The organism is Gottfriedia sp. NPDC056225, assembly GCF_042267765.1.
Classification (GTDB): domain Bacteria; phylum Bacillota; class Bacilli; order Bacillales; family Bacillaceae_G; genus Gottfriedia.
Genome location: NZ_JBHJTJ010000001.1, coordinates 48,435 through 66,245 on the forward strand (window position 1 = coordinate 48,435; position 17,811 = coordinate 66,245).

The window sequence follows — 17,811 nt, forward strand, 5'->3', positions numbered from 1 at the left end:
TTGGCGAGCCTTTATACTTAATCTCTTGTGAAATAAAGAAAGCTTGCTTAACACCATCTGGTATTAAAACAAGCTTCGAATGGCGCTGATGCCTTTATTTAATAAATAAGTAGAGATATTATAGTTTGCTGCAATTTTCTTTTGTGATACACGTTTTACTTCATTTTCAACAAGATAATGTGTAGCAGCTAATAAAACTTCTTCATTTACAGGTAACACTTTATATTTTAAAGTAAGCTCACAAATCGAGAAAAACCATAACTGGAGATGATTACGAAGAATGATATATTCTTCTTCCCAAGTTGCTTGAACTTTTTTCGCTCCATTAATCGCAATATTTAATGATGGATGAGGCTCCAAATAGCACATATTATTCAGAAGAACTTGTTCTAATTGCTCATCGATTCCAATATTTTCTAATGGTTCTATATCTTGAAGGATTGAACTAAACTTTTGTTCGTAATAATACTCCTTCATGAAATAGATTAATCCCCATCTTTCACTATTGGAATTAGAGTATTTTGCTTGATACTCAGTTTCCGCCATTAACTGCTCGATTTCGTTCGATGAATGCTTTTTTTCAGCCCATGGTGCTAATTCTTCATGCTCTTCAAACTCATTTGACATTTCTTGATTCCAAATGCGCTCGGCAATCGCAATTCGTCCTGAACGGTAAGCTGCGTCACAGAACATATAATAAAATTGAATTTCACGATCAGGTCTTTCCATATAAAGTAAGTTAAATAATTTATATGCTTCTTCATACTTTTTGAATTGATAAAAAAGTACTCCAAGCTTATGACGGTGCTCTTCAGAGATTGGAACGATATTTGATAAGCCTTCAAGATAAACATGAGCAGCTTCTTGTTCATTTAAGATCCTTTTTAGCATAGTTAAATGAATTAACGCTGATAAATTGCCTGGATTTTGTTCTAAAACATACTCCAATACTCTTTCAGCTTCATCGTGATGCCCTAAATGAAGCTCTACTAAAGCCAAATTATTGTATGCTGGCCAAAATTCTTGATATTTATCAACAATGCTCAGTAAAGTGGATTTAGCTGATTTCCAATCATGATTTGCTAAATAGCTAGTAACTCTCTCTTGAAGTACTAGTAAATCATCATTAATACTTAAATCATCATCTTCTTCACTATGAATAATGTCTAAATAATCTTCTAGCTCTTCTAATTGTTCTTCATCTGTTCCAATTTCTAAATACTTTTGAGCATAAAGATTTGCTTTTTGAAATAACCCTAACTCAAAAAATGCAAATGCTAATAAATAATATACATCCTCATTAGTTGGATATTTATCTAAAATATATTCTAAAATAGTAATCGTAGTTTGATATTGATGTAATGATAAAAGCTTCCTAGAAATATCAACAAGAACAGTTTGATTTTCTTCATTTTCAGCAGCTTTTTTCAAGTAATAAATCGCTTGCTCAGTATCGTTACTATTATAAGCTTTCATACCTTTTTCGTAGAAATAATCTTTCGGTAACGAGAACGAAACGACATTATGAAATTGATTTGTTTGATTCCCCAAATTTTCTGACATTCGATCCTCCAGTTTTTCCAGCTTATCACAGTATATCACACAAAAAGAGGAAATAGTCGCCGTCCAAATTATAAGAATTTTAAACGAACGTACAATTTCCACATTATCTAAATAAAGTTGTCAAAGTATTATTCTAACCGAAAAAAAAAATAATGGAAACCACTTTTTTAAAGAGTTTCAGATTGTGACAAAGAAATAACAACCATTGGATTACCTCCAACAAAAGCCCCAGCTGGAACATCCTTATTTACTAGTGTTGCAGCTGAAATTTTTGCGCCATCACCAATTATGACACCGGGCAAGATCGTCGTATTTGCACCAACTAACACATTATTTCCAATAATGACTTCCCCTAATCGGTATTCATTAATTAAATATTCATGCGCTAAGATTGTCGTATTATAGCCTATTATCGAATTTCTGCCTACTGAGATTAACTCAGGGAACATTAAATCCGGTGTCACTTTAAATGCAAAGGATGTAAAATCTCCAACCTTCATTCCTATTAAATTCCTATACATCCAGTTTTTCAATCTAAAGAATGGGACGTATCGGGCTATTTCAATTACAACAACATTTCGAAATGTTTTCCAAAACGAAACGGTCTTGTACAATTGCCAAAGTGAATTCTCACCCTCAATTGGATAGCGTTTCGTTCTTCTCACTGCTCTTCTATTCCTAGAATCGATAAAATATCACTCATCTTCTCAAGCATAAAATCAGGTTTATACGTTGCTAAAAATTCCTTCCCCTTTAATGACCAGGCAACACCTGCTGTTTTCGTTCCAGCATTTTTACCACCTTCAATATCATGGTAATTATCGCCTACCATTAAACTCTCTTCAGGGATCGAATTAAGTTTTTTTAGAGCTAATTGAATTGGCTCTGGATGTGGCTTTGCATTTTGGACATCATCAATTGTAACAACTACGTCAAAAAATTGCTTTAACCGACCAAGGCTTAAGCCCATCTCAACTACATTTCTCGCTTTTGTAGTTACAATTCCAATTTTGTAGCCTAATCTGTGTAAAGTCTCAATCGTTTCATAAACTGTTTCATACTCTTCAACAAATTCATCATGCATTTCCATATTAAAACGGCGGTATTCAGAAATTAACTCATCAACTCTTCCTTCATCTACCGTAGAAAAAGACTCAGTCAATGTAGGACCCATAAATGGAATAACGTGTTCACGTTTATATTGGTCAGGATAAAATTTATTTAAAGTATGCAAAAATGAAGCAATAATTAATTCATTTGTATTGATTAATGTACCGTCTAAATCAAATAGTATCGTATTTATTTTCATAGATATTTCCTTTCTATTTCACATCAACGTTTAAACTTGATTCAGTTTTACTTCCTACTTTGCCTACTACTCTTGCAACTATAAATGTAACAATTAGAGCGACTAAGAAACGGATTAAGAATAAATATAAAACTGGAATACCTAAAGGAATAAAGATAAGCGTATCTTCTACCACAGCATGACAAGCTACTAAAAATAAGAAAACGAGATATAAATCACGTTTCGAAACACCATCTTCTTTTACAGCTTGAATCATAACACCCGCTCCAAAAGCTAATCCAAAAAACAATCCCGCAGCTAAAGTAACTCCAGCTTTTGCTTCTACACCAATAAGTTTAGTAAAAGGCGATAATGCTTTGGTTATATAATTCATCCATCCAAAATCTTTTGCTATTTGAATCACTAGCATTAATGGAATAACTATTTTAACAAGGTTTAAAACACCCATTAATGACGAAACGAATGCAGTATAAACTATTTCCCATCCTGATTGATTAGCCGCTTCTGCAACTTCAATACCTTTATGAACAATTTCTGTTCCACCAGACCAAAGAAAATGGATACAAATAGCAGATAATATTGCAAATCCTATCCTTACTAAAACAACAAATGATGCTCTAACCCCTACAGCAGTTGCTACAGTCGTTTCAACAAATAGATTATGAGAAAAACTTAACATGACGGCAAGGATCAAGGCTTCCTTAACAGTTAAATCCATAGGTAGCATAGCCCCAAGTGCAGCATATAAGTTTAAAACATTACCTAACACTAATACTAATGCTGCATCTCCCTTTAAACCAATAAAACTCATTAAAGGTTCAAGCAAATTAACAAACCAGTCCATTAGTGCTGTTTCTTTAATAATCGTTAAAATGAAAGAAATAGGGAAAATGATTTTCCCTATTTTCCAAGATGTTTGTAAGCCTACTAGTAAGCCTCTCTTTAAAGTTTCCACAGTGTTCACCACTCCTGCTTTACAAACTTAAACATCTAAATATCGTTCATTTGATAACCCTTTAGCTCTGCGATAAACAAGAATGATAATTGAAACGATAATTATGACTACTGATATAAACTGAGCCATTCTAATATTATGTGTTAACATTAAGCTGTCTGTTCTTAAACCTTCAATAAAGAAACGTCCAACTGAGTACCAAATTAAATAAGTTAAAAACATTTCACCACGTCTTAAATTCACTCTTCTTAAAATAAGTAAGAAGATAATACCTAGTAAGCTCCACATTGATTCATATAAAAATGTTGGATGATAATATGTTCCATCAATATACATTTGATTAATGATCCATGTAGGTAAATGAAGACTTTCTAAAAACGATCTAGTTACTGGTCCACCATGAGCCTCTTGGTTCATAAAATTTCCCCAGCGTCCTAACATTTGCCCTACTAAAATACTTGGTGCTGCAATATCTGCAAGCTTCCAAAATGAAATTCCTCTTTTCTTTGCAAAGAAATAACTAGCAATAAATGCACCAATTAAACCACCATGAATTGCTAATCCACCATGCCAAATTGCTGGAATCTCACTAACATGCTTAGAATAATAGTCTAACTCAAAGAGTACATAGTAAATTCTAGCCCCTATAATTGCTGAAGGTAGAGCTACTAAAATTAAATCTAAGAATGTATCATCAGGTATACCGCGTCTTTTACTTTCACGAATTGCCAACCATAACCCTAAAACAACACCTAGTCCAATCAATACCCCATACCACTTTATTGAAAGTGGACCTAAATGTAAAAAAACTTTATCTAATGGCTGAATATTTGATTCCATTCCAATTTCCCCACTTTATCTTTAAATTAAATCACTTACGTTATTACCACCTTGAATTACCTTTTCCAAACGGTCCGCAAATTGCTGCGCCGCATTTACACCCATATTTTTCAAACGGAAATTCATGGCTGCTACTTCAATAATAACTGCTAAATTTCGTCCTGGACGAACCGGCAATGTAATTTTCGAAATACTTGTATCTAATATTTTTAGTTTTTCATCATCAAGACCAACTCGATCATAGACTTTTTGTGAATCCCATGTCTCTAAGTCGATGTTTAGCGTAATACGTTTGTAATTTCTTACAGATCCTGCTCCAAAAAGAGTCATTACATTGATAATTCCTAATCCGCGAATTTCCAATAAATGCTCAATCAATTCAGGCGAAGAACCGATAAGCGTATCTTCATCAGTTTGACGAATCTCAACTGAATCATCCGCTACTAATCGATGGCCACGCTTTACTAGTTCAAGAGCAGTCTCACTTTTACCAACTCCACTTTTACCAGTAATTAATACCCCTACCCCATAAATATCAACTAGTACCCCATGCAACGCAGTAGTTGGAGCAAGTTTTGCCTCTAAATAGCTCGTTAGTCTACTATACATCTTAGTTGTTTTACTATTTGATAATAATATAGGTACTCCAGTTTCTTCACCTGCTTCAATTAGTTCATCTGGAATCTCTAAACCTCGTGTAACAATTATACAAGGAGTATCGTCAGCACAAAGCTTTCTTAATCGATCATGCTTCTCTTCATCAGTTAAACTATGATAAAAAGTTAATTCCGTTTTTCCTAATATTTGCACTCTATCTGATGGATAGTAAGTAAAAAAACCAGCAACCTCTATTCCAGGGCGAGATAAATCAGTAGTGTTAATCGATTTATTCAAACCCGCACTTCCACTAATAACTTCTAATTTAAAATACTCAACTAAATTCTTTGTACGTAATTTAGCCATACAAGCCTCCTAAGGATTAATAATTATGTACTATCTTACATATTGTAACATTTTTAAACTTTGTGGGAAAATGTCGATAAGCTAATAACAGCACGCAAACAATTAAAAATTATTAATATAAAAGTGAAACTGATCAACGGGATTTAGCAATTTATCAATCAATTTAGCTTTATATCAACGAAAAACAGTCATATATCAACGTAGCTCACAATTTTATACACATTGTGTTCGTCTTTTACCGCAAATAGAACTTAGTGTATTTGTTCATATTTTCGACATATTTAAGAAATGCAAAAAAGAGACTCTCAAAAGTAATTGAACTTAAGAGACTCCCTTTTTTAGCGTTGACTATTCTTATTTTTGTTTTTTGAGCCAAATACAAAGTATTGAATTAACATACTGAATGTACTAATTAAAATTGATGCAATAATAGCTGTTCCAAAACCATTTACCCTAAGTGCATCACCTAGTAAATAATCAGTAATCTCTAGTGTAAAAGCATTAATTATAAATAGGAATAAGCCCATTGTAAAAATGGTCACTGGTAATGTTATTAAAATTAAGACCGGACGAATGATTGTATTTAAGATCGATAATACTAACGCAGCAATTATAGCTGTTGCAATATTCTTCACATAAAAATCTGGTTGTAGAAATCCAGCCACTACAATAAAAACTAAGCTATTAATAGCTAGTGAAAATAACCATCTCATTTAATTCACGTCACCTTCTTTTGGAACAACAAATATCCAAATCAAATATACAAATAGAAGTGCTCCAAATCCTATAAAAAATAATATAACAAAAAGTAACCTTATTAATGTACTATCTAGATTAAAATACTTTCCTAATCCGCCACATACTCCTGCAAGCATAGAATCTTTTGAAGATCGATATAGTTTTTTCACGGGAAATCTCCTCTCTATCGATAAGTCCTCATTTTTTATATTCACAAATTTTTCTATTTTATTATTTATTCTATGTTAAAACATTAAAGAAATGTGGACTACTTTTCAAGTAAAAGCAACTACTTAAAAAACCTAACTAAAAACAAATACAAAGAAACAGGAGTTTCCTCCCATTCTTTGTATCACGTTTTTACTTTAATTTTGTCTTCAGGATTCCATCAAAGCCATTCGTTTTTCCATTCTAGCTTTGTCACGTTCTAATACAACTTTTAAATACTTACCTGTATGAGATGCTTCAACCTTACATAATTGTTCAGGTGTACCAGTTGCTACAATCGTTCCACCTTTGTCTCCGCCTTCTGGACCTAAATCAATAAGATGGTCTGCCGCTTTTATAACATCTAAATTATGTTCGATTACAAGCACAGTATCTCCATTATCTACTAGTCTTTGTAAAACAACTAATAATCGAGCGATATCATCAACATGAAGTCCAGTAGTAGGTTCATCTAATATATATAAAGTCTTTCCGTTTGTACGTTTATGAAGCTCAGAAGCTAGTTTTACACGCTGAGCTTCCCCACCTGATAAAGTCGTAGCAGGTTGACCTAATGTAATATATCCTAAACCTACATCAAATAACGTTTGAAGTTTACGTTTAATCTTTGGAATATTTTCAAAGAATGAAACCGCATCCTCAACAGTCATATTTAAAACTTCTGAGATTGATTTATCTTTATATTTAACTTCTAAAGTTTCTCTATTATATCGTTTACCATGACAAACTTCGCACGGTACATATACATCAGGTAAGAAATGCATTTCTATTTTAATAATCCCATCGCCACGACAAGCTTCACATCTACCGCCTTTAACGTTAAAGCTAAAGCGACCTTTTTTATAACCACGTACCTTCGACTCATTCGTAGCTGCGTACACATCACGTATATCATCAAATACGCCAGTATAAGTAGCAGGATTTGAACGTGGAGTACGACCAATTGGTGATTGATCAATATCAATAACCTTTTCTAATTGCTCAATCCCTTTAATCTCTTTATGCTCACCTGGACGCACTTTTGTACCATTTAACTTTTGAGCTAATGATTTATATAAAATTTCATTAATTAATGTACTTTTTCCTGAACCTGACACTCCTGTTACAGCAACGAATGTACCTAATGGGAAGGAAGTCGATACATTTTTTAAATTGTTTTCTTTTGCTCCAACAATCTTTATTTGACGTCCGTCACCTTTTCTACGTTCTAGCGGAACTGGAATAAACTTCTCACCGGATAAATACTTTCCAGTTAACGAGTTTTTATCATGCATTACTTCACTTGGAGTACCTTGTGAAATGACCTGCCCACCGTGAATACCAGCTCCTGGTCCGATATCAATTAAATAATCTGCTGCTAACATTGTATCTTCATCATGTTCAACAACTATTAATGTATTTCCGATATCTCTCATATTTAATAATGTTGAGATTAATCGATCATTATCACGTTGGTGTAGTCCGATTGACGGTTCATCTAAAATATATAATACGCCTGTTAATCTCGATCCAATTTGAGTCGCCAAACGAATTCGTTGAGCTTCTCCACCTGATAAAGTACCTGCCGCTCGGTTCAGTGTTAAATAATCTAAACCTACATTAACTAAAAAGCCGATACGCTCACTAATTTCTCGAAGAATTAGATTTGCTATTTGTTCCTGCTTTGGAGTCAATTCAAGTGTCCTAAAGAAGTCGAACCCTTCCTTAACTGACATTCGAGTTACTTCGCCAACATGTAAACCACCGATAAATACTGCAAGAGCTTCTTGTCTTAAACGATGTCCTTTACAAGTTGGACAATTTTGTTGGGCCATGTATTTTTCCATTTGCTCACGAATAAAATCTGAAGAAGTTTCCTTATAACGTCTTTCAACATTTGAAATAACACCTTCAAATTGAATCATCGCTTCACGCACATGACCTTGTTCATTATCATATTTAAAATAAATTTGTTCTCCATTACTACCATAAAGAATTTTATCTTGTTGATCTTTTGGAATGTCTTTAAATGGAATATCCATATTAATTCCATAATGATTACATACACTTTCAAGCAACTGAGGATAATACATTGAGCTAATTGATTCCCATGGGGCAATCGCATTCTCTCTAAGCGTCAATTCCTCATTTGGGATTACTAAACTTAAATCAACTTCTAATTTGGTCCCTAATCCATCACATGAATGACAAGCACCAAATGGGCTGTTAAACGAGAACATTCGCGGTTCTAACTCTCCAATCGAGAAACCGCAAATAGGACATGCATGGTGTTCGCTAAAAAGTAGCTCTTCTTCACCAATAACATCTATAATTACTCGACCTTCACCTAGTTTCAATGCCGTTTCAAGAGAATCAGCTAAACGCGTAGCTACTCCATCTTTTACAACTATACGGTCAATTACAACTTCAATAGAGTGCTTCTTATTTTTCTCTAATTCTATTTCATCAGATACATCGTATAGCTCACCATCAACTCGAACACGAACAAAACCTTGCTTTTTAATATCTTCAAACACTTTTACATGTGTACCTTTACGACCAGATATCACAGGAGCAAGTACTTGGATTTTCGTACGTTCAGGATATTCCATTACACGGTCTACCATTTGTTCCACTGTTTGAGAAGTAATTTCGATGCCATGATTCGGACAAATTGGCGTACCAATTCGAGCATATAAAAGACGCAAATAATCGTAAATCTCTGTTACCGTACCAACTGTCGAACGTGGATTTCGGCTTGTAGTTTTCTGATCAATCGAAATCGCTGGTGATAATCCTTCAATTGAATCAACATCCGGCTTATCCATTTGTCCTAAAAATTGACGAGCATAGGCAGATAGTGATTCCACATATCTGCGTTGACCTTCAGCATAAATCGTATCAAATGCTAGAGAGGACTTACCTGATCCAGATAAACCAGTCACAACAACTAATTGATTACGAGGGATCGTTACATCGATATTTTTTAAGTTATGCGCTCTGGCTCCTTTAATAATAATTTCATTCATACTTTTCAAGTTCTTCACCTCTCAGACTTCAATTCTAATATTAAGTCACGAAGTTCTGTTGCTCGTTCAAAGTCAAGCGCCTTCGCTGCGTCTTTCATTTCCATTTCAATTGATTGGATAAATAAGTGACGCTCTTTTTTGTTCATTTTCTTATATTTAGCACTAATGCCATTTTCGTAAACTTCTTCTTCCTCAGCAACTGCAGTAGCACGAATCACATCGCGTACTTGTTTTATGATTGTTTTAGGCGTAATGCCATGCTTTTTATTATATTCATCTTGAATTACACGGCGTCGCTTTGTTTCATTAATAGCTATATTCATCGAGTTCGTCATTTTATCAGCATACATAATAACGTGACCATTTGAATTCCTTGCTGCTCGACCAATTGTTTGGATTAACGATCGTTCTGAACGTAAGAACCCTTCTTTATCGGCATCTAATATAACGACTAACGAAACTTCTGGAATATCTATCCCTTCACGTAAAAGGTTAATTCCAATCAATACATCATATTTACCTAAACGTAGATCACGAATAATTTCAATTCGTTCAAGCGTTTTAATTTCCGAATGTAAGTAGTTAACTTTAATTCCGATTTCTTTTAAATAATCTGTTAAGTCTTCAGACATTTTCTTCGTAAGAGTAGTAATTAGTACTCTCTCATTTTTAGCAATACGATTTCGAACTTCATCAATAAGATCATCAATTTGCCCCTCAATCGGACGAACATCAATCGTTGGATCTAATAGACCTGTCGGACGAATAATTTGTTCTACTTTTTCTGGACACAACTCTAGCTCGTATGGTCCAGGCGTAGCTGTGACATATATTGTTTGCTGAACTTTTTCTTCAAACTCCGCAAATTTTAAAGGTCGATTATCCAAAGCTGATGGCAAACGGAATCCATGATCTACTAGTACTTGCTTTCTCGCTTGGTCACCGTTAAACATTCCTCGAATTTGCGGAACAGTAACATGTGACTCATCGATAACCATTAAGAAATCTTCCGGAAAATAATCTAATAATGTATAAGGAGTTGAACCCGGTGGCCTAAGCGTCAGATGACGGGAATAGTTTTCGATACCTGAACAAAATCCCATCTCATTCATCATCTCAAGATCATATCTAGTACGTTGCTCCAGTCTTTGAGCTTCAAGTAATTTACCGTTTTCTCTCATAACCTTTAAACGTTCTTCTAGCTCAAGTTCAATATTTTTAATGGCAACTTTCATTTTTTCTTCACGTGTAACGAAGTGGGATGCAGGGAAAATTGCAACGTGGTCACGATCACCTAAAATCTCACCCGTTAATGCATCAACTTCTCTAATTCTCTCAATTTCATCACCAAAAAACTCCACACGAATACAGTGTTCATCACGTGAAGCAGGAAAAATTTCAACAACATCCCCACGAACTCGGAATGTACCACGTGAGAAGTCAATATCATTACGTGCATACTGAATATCTACTAGTTTATGTAATAATTCGTCCCTACTAATTTCCATACCAATACGAAGAGAACAAACTAATTCACGATATTCTTCCGGAGAACCTAAACCGTAAATACAAGAAACACTCGCTACGATAATGACATCCTTACGTTCAAAAAGGGAGGAAGTCGCAGAGTGACGCAATTTATCAATCTCATCATTAATACTTGAATCTTTCTCAATATAAGTATCAGTTTGAGGTACATAAGCTTCTGGCTGAAAGTAATCATAGTAACTTACAAAATACTCAACTGCATTATTAGGAAAAAACTCTTTTAATTCACTATATAATTGTCCAGCTAATGTTTTATTGTGAGCAAATACTAATGTAGGTTTTCCTATTTCCTTAATTACATTTGAAATGGTAAACGTTTTTCCCGTACCCGTCGCACCTAATAAAACTTGATGCTCTTTACCATTTTTGACCCCATCTACAAGTTGCTTAATCGCATTTGGCTGGTCACCTTGAGGTGAATAATTAGAAACTACCTCGAAATTCTGCTCCATCTTCCCCGCCTCCATTTCCAAAACATACCTATCCTTCTATTTTACCACAAAATTTCAAAAATCAATCAAAAACAGAACAAGCGTACTTTAAAATTTAATAGTTCTTTCATATTATCGATGTTCAAGTGCGAAATCAAGTAATTAAACTAGAACGTATATTCTTTATGAATCAAAGAGATGGCGAAAGACGCTCCCTCAAAAATTGTTCCAAACGGTTTATCAACAAAAATCAAAGCTATATCAACAAAAATCTGTACTTTATCAACAAAAATAATGACTATATCAATAAAGTTCACAACTTTATCAACAAAAGACATAATTTGTTCGTATTACTTAATTCATGTTGCAAATAAAAAGAAGCTGTCTCATTACTTATGAGACAGCTCCTTATCCAAACCCTATTTCGTTAAAAAATCATAAACTTGTAATTTTTTTAATGCTTTACTAGTATTACCTTTTATATTTTTGACATCAATTTTGCCTTCATAAATAATATGTCCGTTTGATAAATCAGCAATTAATAATTTTTTATTTATCGCTTTTTGGTTTTCATTATTAGATGTAAATGCATATAATTTCCCATTAAAGATTTTATAATTAGAAGGGTTATTGCTTAATTTAGTAATTAATAATGGTTCACCCTCGACTTTCTTGTCGTTTAAATTATACTTTAAAATCGATAAACCTTTATCATCCTGATTTACAAAATAAAGGTTGCCATTATCAATTAATTCATTACTCTGCTTTACCTGTTCCTTTTGCTCTTTGGATAAATTTAAAGCTTCATTTTTACCAGTTTCTAAATTAAATAAAACAAGTTCACTATTAATTTCTTCAGTCGTTGTTTCACCATTCTCTTGAGTGGTGTCCTTTAAATTTGCTTTTTTGTATATAGCGTATTTAGAAGGAACTGTTGGATCTGATTCTTGTATTATATTTTGAATTTCAGTATGAGTATGATTATTTGGGTCATTTGTGGATTTACTGATTACTGTTTGATTAACAATTTTCTTTTGATTTACATTAATTCTATAAACCACATTTTCATTTTGATCAACGTATGCGCCTGAATTTACGTTCTTATATGTTTTATTTTGAGAAGTAGTAACAACTATATCTTTTCCAATTAATTGCACGTCTTGTACAGAGATATAAGAGAAGTTTTCTTCTCCCGGAATATCAAGTTTAAATGTATAACGATCTTTGCTTTGACGATCAAGACCATCTATATACAATTTAAAATGATTATTTTTATCTGTGTAAGCACCATTTAGTCTTCCACCTTTTACATTAGCATACCATGCAAAATCTTTATCGATATAAAATTGAGAAGAAGAAGAAGCTTTTCCGCGCATGAAGTTTCTTTCTTCATTTTGTAGATCACTTAATTTCTTTAAATCATAGTAGTCATTATTCAGGTCACTAAGGATAGAATTACTATTATATTCGCTTCCAGCAGTAGTAATACTTAACCCTCTATTTCCATCCTGACCGTACCCAGCGTTAAAAACTAAATCTTTAACGTATTTTGAATCTCCGTTTTCGGTCTTTAAGTAAAATTTAGGTAACTTACTTTCTGACAAGACAACTTTTGTAAAAAACGTACCTAAACTAATCGTCGTGACAACGGCAATTGCTGCTAAATTACGATATCGTTTCATTTATTTCTCCTCCTTACACCGATACTTTGTTTTTTAATAAATACTTACTAAATAAGATTGAACCTGTAATGATGATTGTAAAAAGACCTAATTCCATATAGATTACTTCACTTGGATAAAATGAAAAATCATCTCCAAACATATAGGATTGAATGAAAGCTGGTATTAAAAATAAACCTACAATTACAATCACGTATAAAATCCCAAAAAGTATGCCTTTCCAACGGTAACTACGTTCCAATAGAATAAATGTGAACAGAGTAAACACTAGCCCCATTCCAATAAGATATCTAAAAATGAAATCCACGAAATTACTCGGTAATATCATTGTAAAAATAGTAGGGCTCATAAAAAGATCAACCGTACTCATTTTTCCTAAAAGTTCACTTGGAACTATATTTTGAAAAACATGAATTTCAATCGGTAATAGTATTAATTGAAAAGCCAGTAAACTTAATACCATAATTAAAATCGTAGTTGCTTTTGCAAAGTAAATTGTCATTCTTGATGTTGGTAGCATAAATAAACGGTAAATAAATGTGTTTTTTCCGAAATAATCTCTATACCAAATAAGAAAGACGTAAAGCATCATTAGAGCTATGCATATTAAAATAGGACCAATAAATAATGGATGATTGGCAACATGGTTAAAGTTTAGTAACCCATTTGAAGAGATAAATGCTTCGGTTGCCTTCATTGAACTTGCATAGTTTGCGTCATTAGCAGCTTGCATATAGGTGGACTTTACTAAAAACAAACTCACAAACTGTGAAATGGCTATCACAATTAATAACCCTATATATAATTTAAAAAATCGATTAACTTCAAAGTTCACTAGTTTTAAATATCGATTCATTGCTGATACACCTCTCTCATTACATCCGTTACTGATTTACCTTCTTCTAATCGTAATTCTTCTGTATAAAACTCTTTAAGAATTTCGCCGTTATCCAATAAAACGACCTTATCGATTAAATGTTCAATATCACTAATTTCATGTGTTGTTATAATTACTCCACGATCTTCAATCAAGTGACTCGTAAACACTTTTGCAATTTGCTCTCTACTAAACATATCGATTCCAGAAAAAGGCTCATCCATTAGAACATAATCTACATCTAACCCTAATCCAAATAGTAAATTTGCTTTTGCAGCATTACCTTTTGAAAGTTCACCTAGTTTTTCATCTTCTTTTAAACGGAAAAATCCAAGTAGTTCTTTAGCACGTTCTTCGTTCCAATTTACATAAAAATCCTTCATAAATTGCATTGCTTCACCAACTGTAAAGCTAGGAAGCATTGTAAGTGTATCTGGAATAAACGTGATATTCTCATACATCGAATGATTCATTTTTTTACCATCTATTAAAATTTCACCGCGATCAATTGGCGTGATTCCCATGATTGCTTTCATCGTTGTGGACTTCCCCACACCGTTAATACCTATTAAACATGTTATTTCTCCTTTATTTGCAGTGAAGGAAATATCACGTAATACATTTTTTCGACCAAATTTTTTTGAAACATTTTTTACTTGAATCATTTAAGCCTCTCCTTTCTTTTCTTCTTTTATCTTTTGTTCATAGTTTTGCTTAACCATTGTAAGTAATTCTTCTACCGGGACATTAATTACTTTAATTGAATCTACGAAATCATTTACAGCTTCCATAATCAGTTCATTTCTTACTCCATTTAACACTTGTATATCTGTCGTAATTTTACTAGGGAAATTTCGTTCAGTCGTAATCAATCCTTGTTCCTCCATTTCCTTGTATGCTTTTTGTACAGTATTTGGATTTATATTAAATTGAACAGCTAATTCTCTTCTTGATGGTATTTCTTGACCTGCTTCTACTAGTCTTTTTGCAATTTGCTGTTTAAAATGCCTAACAACCTGTAGATAAACTGGTTCACGGTTATTCACTATAAATTCCATCAATCCACCTCCTCGTTCTTAATACAATTTAAATAGTATGTGTGTGTACTACTTAGTTCATACACTTAATACATGACTATGTGTATTACTCAATTAATACACCTTATATGTGTACTATACACGTAATACACTAAAGATGTCAAACACAAAAATAAAAATACTAGACTTTATTGTACCGTTCCAATCAGTCTAGTATTTTAAATACACTTTTTTAAATTAGTTTTTTTCGATCCTTTCTAACAACTAAAAAGTAAAAAAATATACTTGGCCAAGGAAATTGGATTATTCCTAATAAGCCCCATAACCACGCCGAACGATTTCTCTTTTTAGCTTTTGTAAAAAGCATGATACTTTGAGTTATTAAAACGATAAATACTAAAACTAAAATAATGATATTCCCCATTGTCCATTCCATACTAATTCCACTCACTTTCAATTTTCTTTTTATCTCGTTTAAAAATAATTGGTAGTGCAATAAATCCTAAACCTTGAAAAATAACGATACTTACTGGTACTTTTAGCGCTATGAGAAGTATACTTACAAACAAACTGCATGCCACACAAATGAACAGAATTAGTTCTTTAACAAAAATGGTTTTCTTTTTTTCCTGATGTAATTGAAGTTTTTCTGTAATCGAATTGATTGATGGCTCATGAATATCCACTAATTCATCAAACTGTTTCAGTGCCGACACTATTTCTTCTTTATCCATTTTGCATTAACTCCTTTCTTAATTCCTTCATCCCATTGTGAATTCTTGATTTAACCGTTCCTTCTCGAATTCCCATCATATTTCCAATTTCTTCATTCGTATAGCCATAATAATACTTTAATAAAATAGCCGCTCGCACTTCTGATTTAAGCTTTTCAAAGCCTTCCATAATATCACTCCACTCAAATCCTTTATAAGCTAACTGCCAATTTAAGGAACGTGATAATTCTTCAGACTCATTTTTTTGCCAAAACCATTCTCGCTTTTTCTTTCTTTGTTGATCTATATAAAGTCTAGTAGCAATCGTAATAAGCCAAGTTGAAAAATTGGATTGACCGTTGTATTTCTTTATATTGTCATAACCTTTTAGCATTGTATCCTGTACTAAATCTTCTGCAGTTTCTTGATTTAGCGTCATCTTTAATACGTATTTATATAAAAAGGAGTAATGGGTTTGAAAAAGTTTAGCGAAGGCTTTTTGGTCACCTTGCTGAGCTTGCTTTATAGTTTCTAATTCATCAATTTCAGCCATCTCTTCCTCCTTTCAAGCTTGCATTCAATATTTATTTGGTTTTCATTTGTTATACGAATAGCTTCTGCATATCGTTCATTTTTTTATTATTTTTTTCAAAAAAAAAATGAAGGGTAAAATACCCTTCACTCTTTCAACTTATTCAGGACGTTCAATCGTAAACATTTCCCCAACTTTAGCATAATCATTTCCTGCTAAACGGCTGATTGCTTTTAAACCATTCGCATCAATACGTCCGTTTTCATAAATTTCATCTTCTATATGAAAATAAACAACTTTTCCAATAAGTAAATCACAGGCTTCATTATCTTTACCTAATGGAATTGCTTGTTCTAAAACACATTCCATTCTAATTTTCGATTCTTTCACTCCTGGCACTGAAACCTTTACACTGGCAACTGGAGTAAGTCCCGCTAATTCGACCTCACTCTCTGTTGGTGGTAGTGCAGCAGCTGTTTTATTAATTGCTTCAACATTTGATTCATCAACTATATGAATGACGAACTCTTTTTTCTCGATCGCATTTCTAGCTGTATCCTTTTGTTTACCATTTTGTCGTTGAACAGATACAGAAATCATCGGTGGATTAGATGTGACAATGTTGAAATAACTAAATGGTGCTCCGTTTAATACATTTTCATTTGATTCAGTTGTTACAAAAGCAATTGGTCTTGGGATAATCCCACCAATTAAGAATTTATAATTATCACGATCACTTAAATCTGCTGGAGAAAAAGACTTCATCATTTTTAGTTACCCCTTAAAAGTTATTTTTGTACCAATCAGTTGCTGCTTCAATTTCCGATCTCGTTAAACTATGCCCCATATTTTCCCAATGAGTAATTACTTTCGCACCAGCACCATCTAACAATGTCGCTAATTCTTCTGTTTCTTGTGGTAAACAAATCGGATCATTTTTACCTGCTCCAATAAAGACTGACACTTCTTTCATTATAGGTAATTCTAAATCACGAATTGGTACCATTGGATGTAATAGCATTGCGCCTTGAAATATATTTTCATAATGGAACAGTAGACTACCAGCAATGTTAGCACCATTCGAATAACCAATCGCAATAATATTATTTAAATCAAATCCATGTTCTGAAGAAGCTGAATCAATAAAATCTTTCAATTCTTTTGTACGGAAAACTAAATCTTCCATATCAAATACTCCTTCAGCTAATCTCTTAAAAAAACGTGGCATTCCATTTTCACTCACATTTCCTCTAACAGATAAAACAGAAGCTTCATCATCAATCATACCCGCAATAGGTAATAGATCGTGTTCATTCCCACCAGTACCATGAAGTAATAAGAATGTTGGCTTAGAAGGATTACTTCCTTTAATAAATACGTGTTTCAT

Annotated in this window: 19 protein-coding genes; all 19 read right to left on the reverse strand. The window is 33.1% G+C overall.

Going from position 1 to position 17,811, the window contains the following annotated elements; translation table 11 throughout:
* Nucleotides 1-63: 63 nt before the first annotated feature.
* Entirely contained in the window at nucleotides 64-1,563 is a 1,500-nt protein-coding gene (locus ACFCYN_RS00240) for a tetratricopeptide repeat protein (RefSeq protein WP_172446262.1), read from the reverse strand.
* 167 nt (nucleotides 1,564-1,730) lie between these two features.
* Complete coding sequence (locus ACFCYN_RS00245) at nucleotides 1,731-2,228, reverse strand: acyltransferase (RefSeq protein ID WP_375946822.1); 498 nt, start codon at nucleotides 2,226-2,228, stop codon at nucleotides 1,731-1,733.
* Entirely contained in the window at nucleotides 2,225-2,872 is a 648-nt protein-coding gene (gene ppaX, locus ACFCYN_RS00250) for a pyrophosphatase PpaX (protein WP_375946823.1), read from the reverse strand. Before ppaX ends, ACFCYN_RS00245 begins: the two co-directional genes overlap by 4 nt.
* Nucleotides 2,873-2,885: 13 nt before the next feature.
* Entirely contained in the window at nucleotides 2,886-3,827 is a 942-nt protein-coding gene (locus ACFCYN_RS00255) for a nucleoside recognition domain-containing protein (protein ID WP_375946825.1), read from the reverse strand.
* A 27-nt stretch (nucleotides 3,828-3,854) separates the two neighbouring features.
* A complete protein-coding gene (gene lgt / locus ACFCYN_RS00260) occupies nucleotides 3,855-4,667 on the reverse strand; it encodes a prolipoprotein diacylglyceryl transferase (protein WP_172446266.1) in 813 nt (270 codons plus the stop codon).
* Between the two features lie 21 nt (nucleotides 4,668-4,688).
* Nucleotides 4,689-5,630: an HPr(Ser) kinase/phosphatase gene (gene hprK / locus ACFCYN_RS00265; protein ID WP_172446267.1), complete on the reverse strand. Its 942-nt coding sequence runs from the start codon at nucleotides 5,628-5,630 to the stop codon at nucleotides 4,689-4,691.
* A 338-nt stretch (nucleotides 5,631-5,968) separates the two neighbouring features.
* Complete coding sequence (locus ACFCYN_RS00270; protein ID WP_172446268.1) at nucleotides 5,969-6,343, reverse strand: phage holin family protein; 375 nt, start codon at nucleotides 6,341-6,343, stop codon at nucleotides 5,969-5,971.
* Nucleotides 6,344-6,538: a PspC domain-containing protein gene (locus ACFCYN_RS00275; protein WP_172446269.1), complete on the reverse strand. Its 195-nt coding sequence runs from the start codon at nucleotides 6,536-6,538 to the stop codon at nucleotides 6,344-6,346.
* A 207-nt stretch (nucleotides 6,539-6,745) separates the two neighbouring features.
* Complete coding sequence (uvrA, locus tag ACFCYN_RS00280) at nucleotides 6,746-9,604, reverse strand: excinuclease ABC subunit UvrA (protein WP_172447726.1); 2,859 nt, start codon at nucleotides 9,602-9,604, stop codon at nucleotides 6,746-6,748.
* 14 nt (nucleotides 9,605-9,618) lie between these two features.
* Entirely contained in the window at nucleotides 9,619-11,604 is a 1,986-nt protein-coding gene (gene uvrB / locus ACFCYN_RS00285; protein WP_375946828.1) for an excinuclease ABC subunit UvrB, read from the reverse strand.
* Nucleotides 11,605-12,002: 398 nt separating this feature from the next.
* Nucleotides 12,003-13,265 carry a hypothetical protein gene (locus ACFCYN_RS00290; RefSeq protein ID WP_172446271.1) on the reverse strand — a complete coding sequence of 421 codons (1,263 nt, stop codon included), beginning with the start codon at nucleotides 13,263-13,265 and terminating at the stop codon, nucleotides 12,003-12,005.
* A gap of 13 nt (nucleotides 13,266-13,278) precedes the next feature.
* On the reverse strand, nucleotides 13,279-14,121 hold the full coding sequence (locus tag ACFCYN_RS00295) for a hypothetical protein (protein WP_172446272.1): 843 nt from the start codon (nucleotides 14,119-14,121) through the stop codon (nucleotides 13,279-13,281).
* Nucleotides 14,118-14,807, reverse strand: a complete 690-nt coding sequence (locus ACFCYN_RS00300) for an ABC transporter ATP-binding protein (protein WP_375946831.1) — start codon at nucleotides 14,805-14,807, stop codon at nucleotides 14,118-14,120. Before ACFCYN_RS00300 ends, ACFCYN_RS00295 begins: the two co-directional genes overlap by 4 nt.
* On the reverse strand, nucleotides 14,808-15,200 hold the full coding sequence (locus tag ACFCYN_RS00305; RefSeq protein WP_172446274.1) for a GntR family transcriptional regulator: 393 nt from the start codon (nucleotides 15,198-15,200) through the stop codon (nucleotides 14,808-14,810). It lies immediately after the preceding gene.
* A gap of 211 nt (nucleotides 15,201-15,411) precedes the next feature.
* On the reverse strand, nucleotides 15,412-15,615 hold the full coding sequence (locus tag ACFCYN_RS00310) for a transcriptional regulator (RefSeq protein ID WP_375946833.1): 204 nt from the start codon (nucleotides 15,613-15,615) through the stop codon (nucleotides 15,412-15,414).
* 1 nt (nucleotide 15,616) lies between these two features.
* Entirely contained in the window at nucleotides 15,617-15,913 is a 297-nt protein-coding gene (locus ACFCYN_RS00315) for a DUF5345 family protein (protein WP_375946834.1), read from the reverse strand.
* Complete coding sequence (gene sigY, locus ACFCYN_RS00320) at nucleotides 15,906-16,445, reverse strand: RNA polymerase sigma factor SigY (RefSeq protein WP_375946836.1); 540 nt, start codon at nucleotides 16,443-16,445, stop codon at nucleotides 15,906-15,908. Before sigY ends, ACFCYN_RS00315 begins: the two co-directional genes overlap by 8 nt.
* A gap of 138 nt (nucleotides 16,446-16,583) precedes the next feature.
* Nucleotides 16,584-17,189: a flavin reductase family protein gene (locus ACFCYN_RS00325; RefSeq protein ID WP_375947210.1), complete on the reverse strand. Its 606-nt coding sequence runs from the start codon at nucleotides 17,187-17,189 to the stop codon at nucleotides 16,584-16,586.
* A 16-nt stretch (nucleotides 17,190-17,205) separates the two neighbouring features.
* The gene (locus tag ACFCYN_RS00330; RefSeq protein WP_172446277.1) at nucleotides 17,206-17,811 is read right to left on the reverse strand and encodes an alpha/beta hydrolase; all 606 of its coding nucleotides are present in this window, start codon (nucleotides 17,809-17,811) and stop codon (nucleotides 17,206-17,208) included.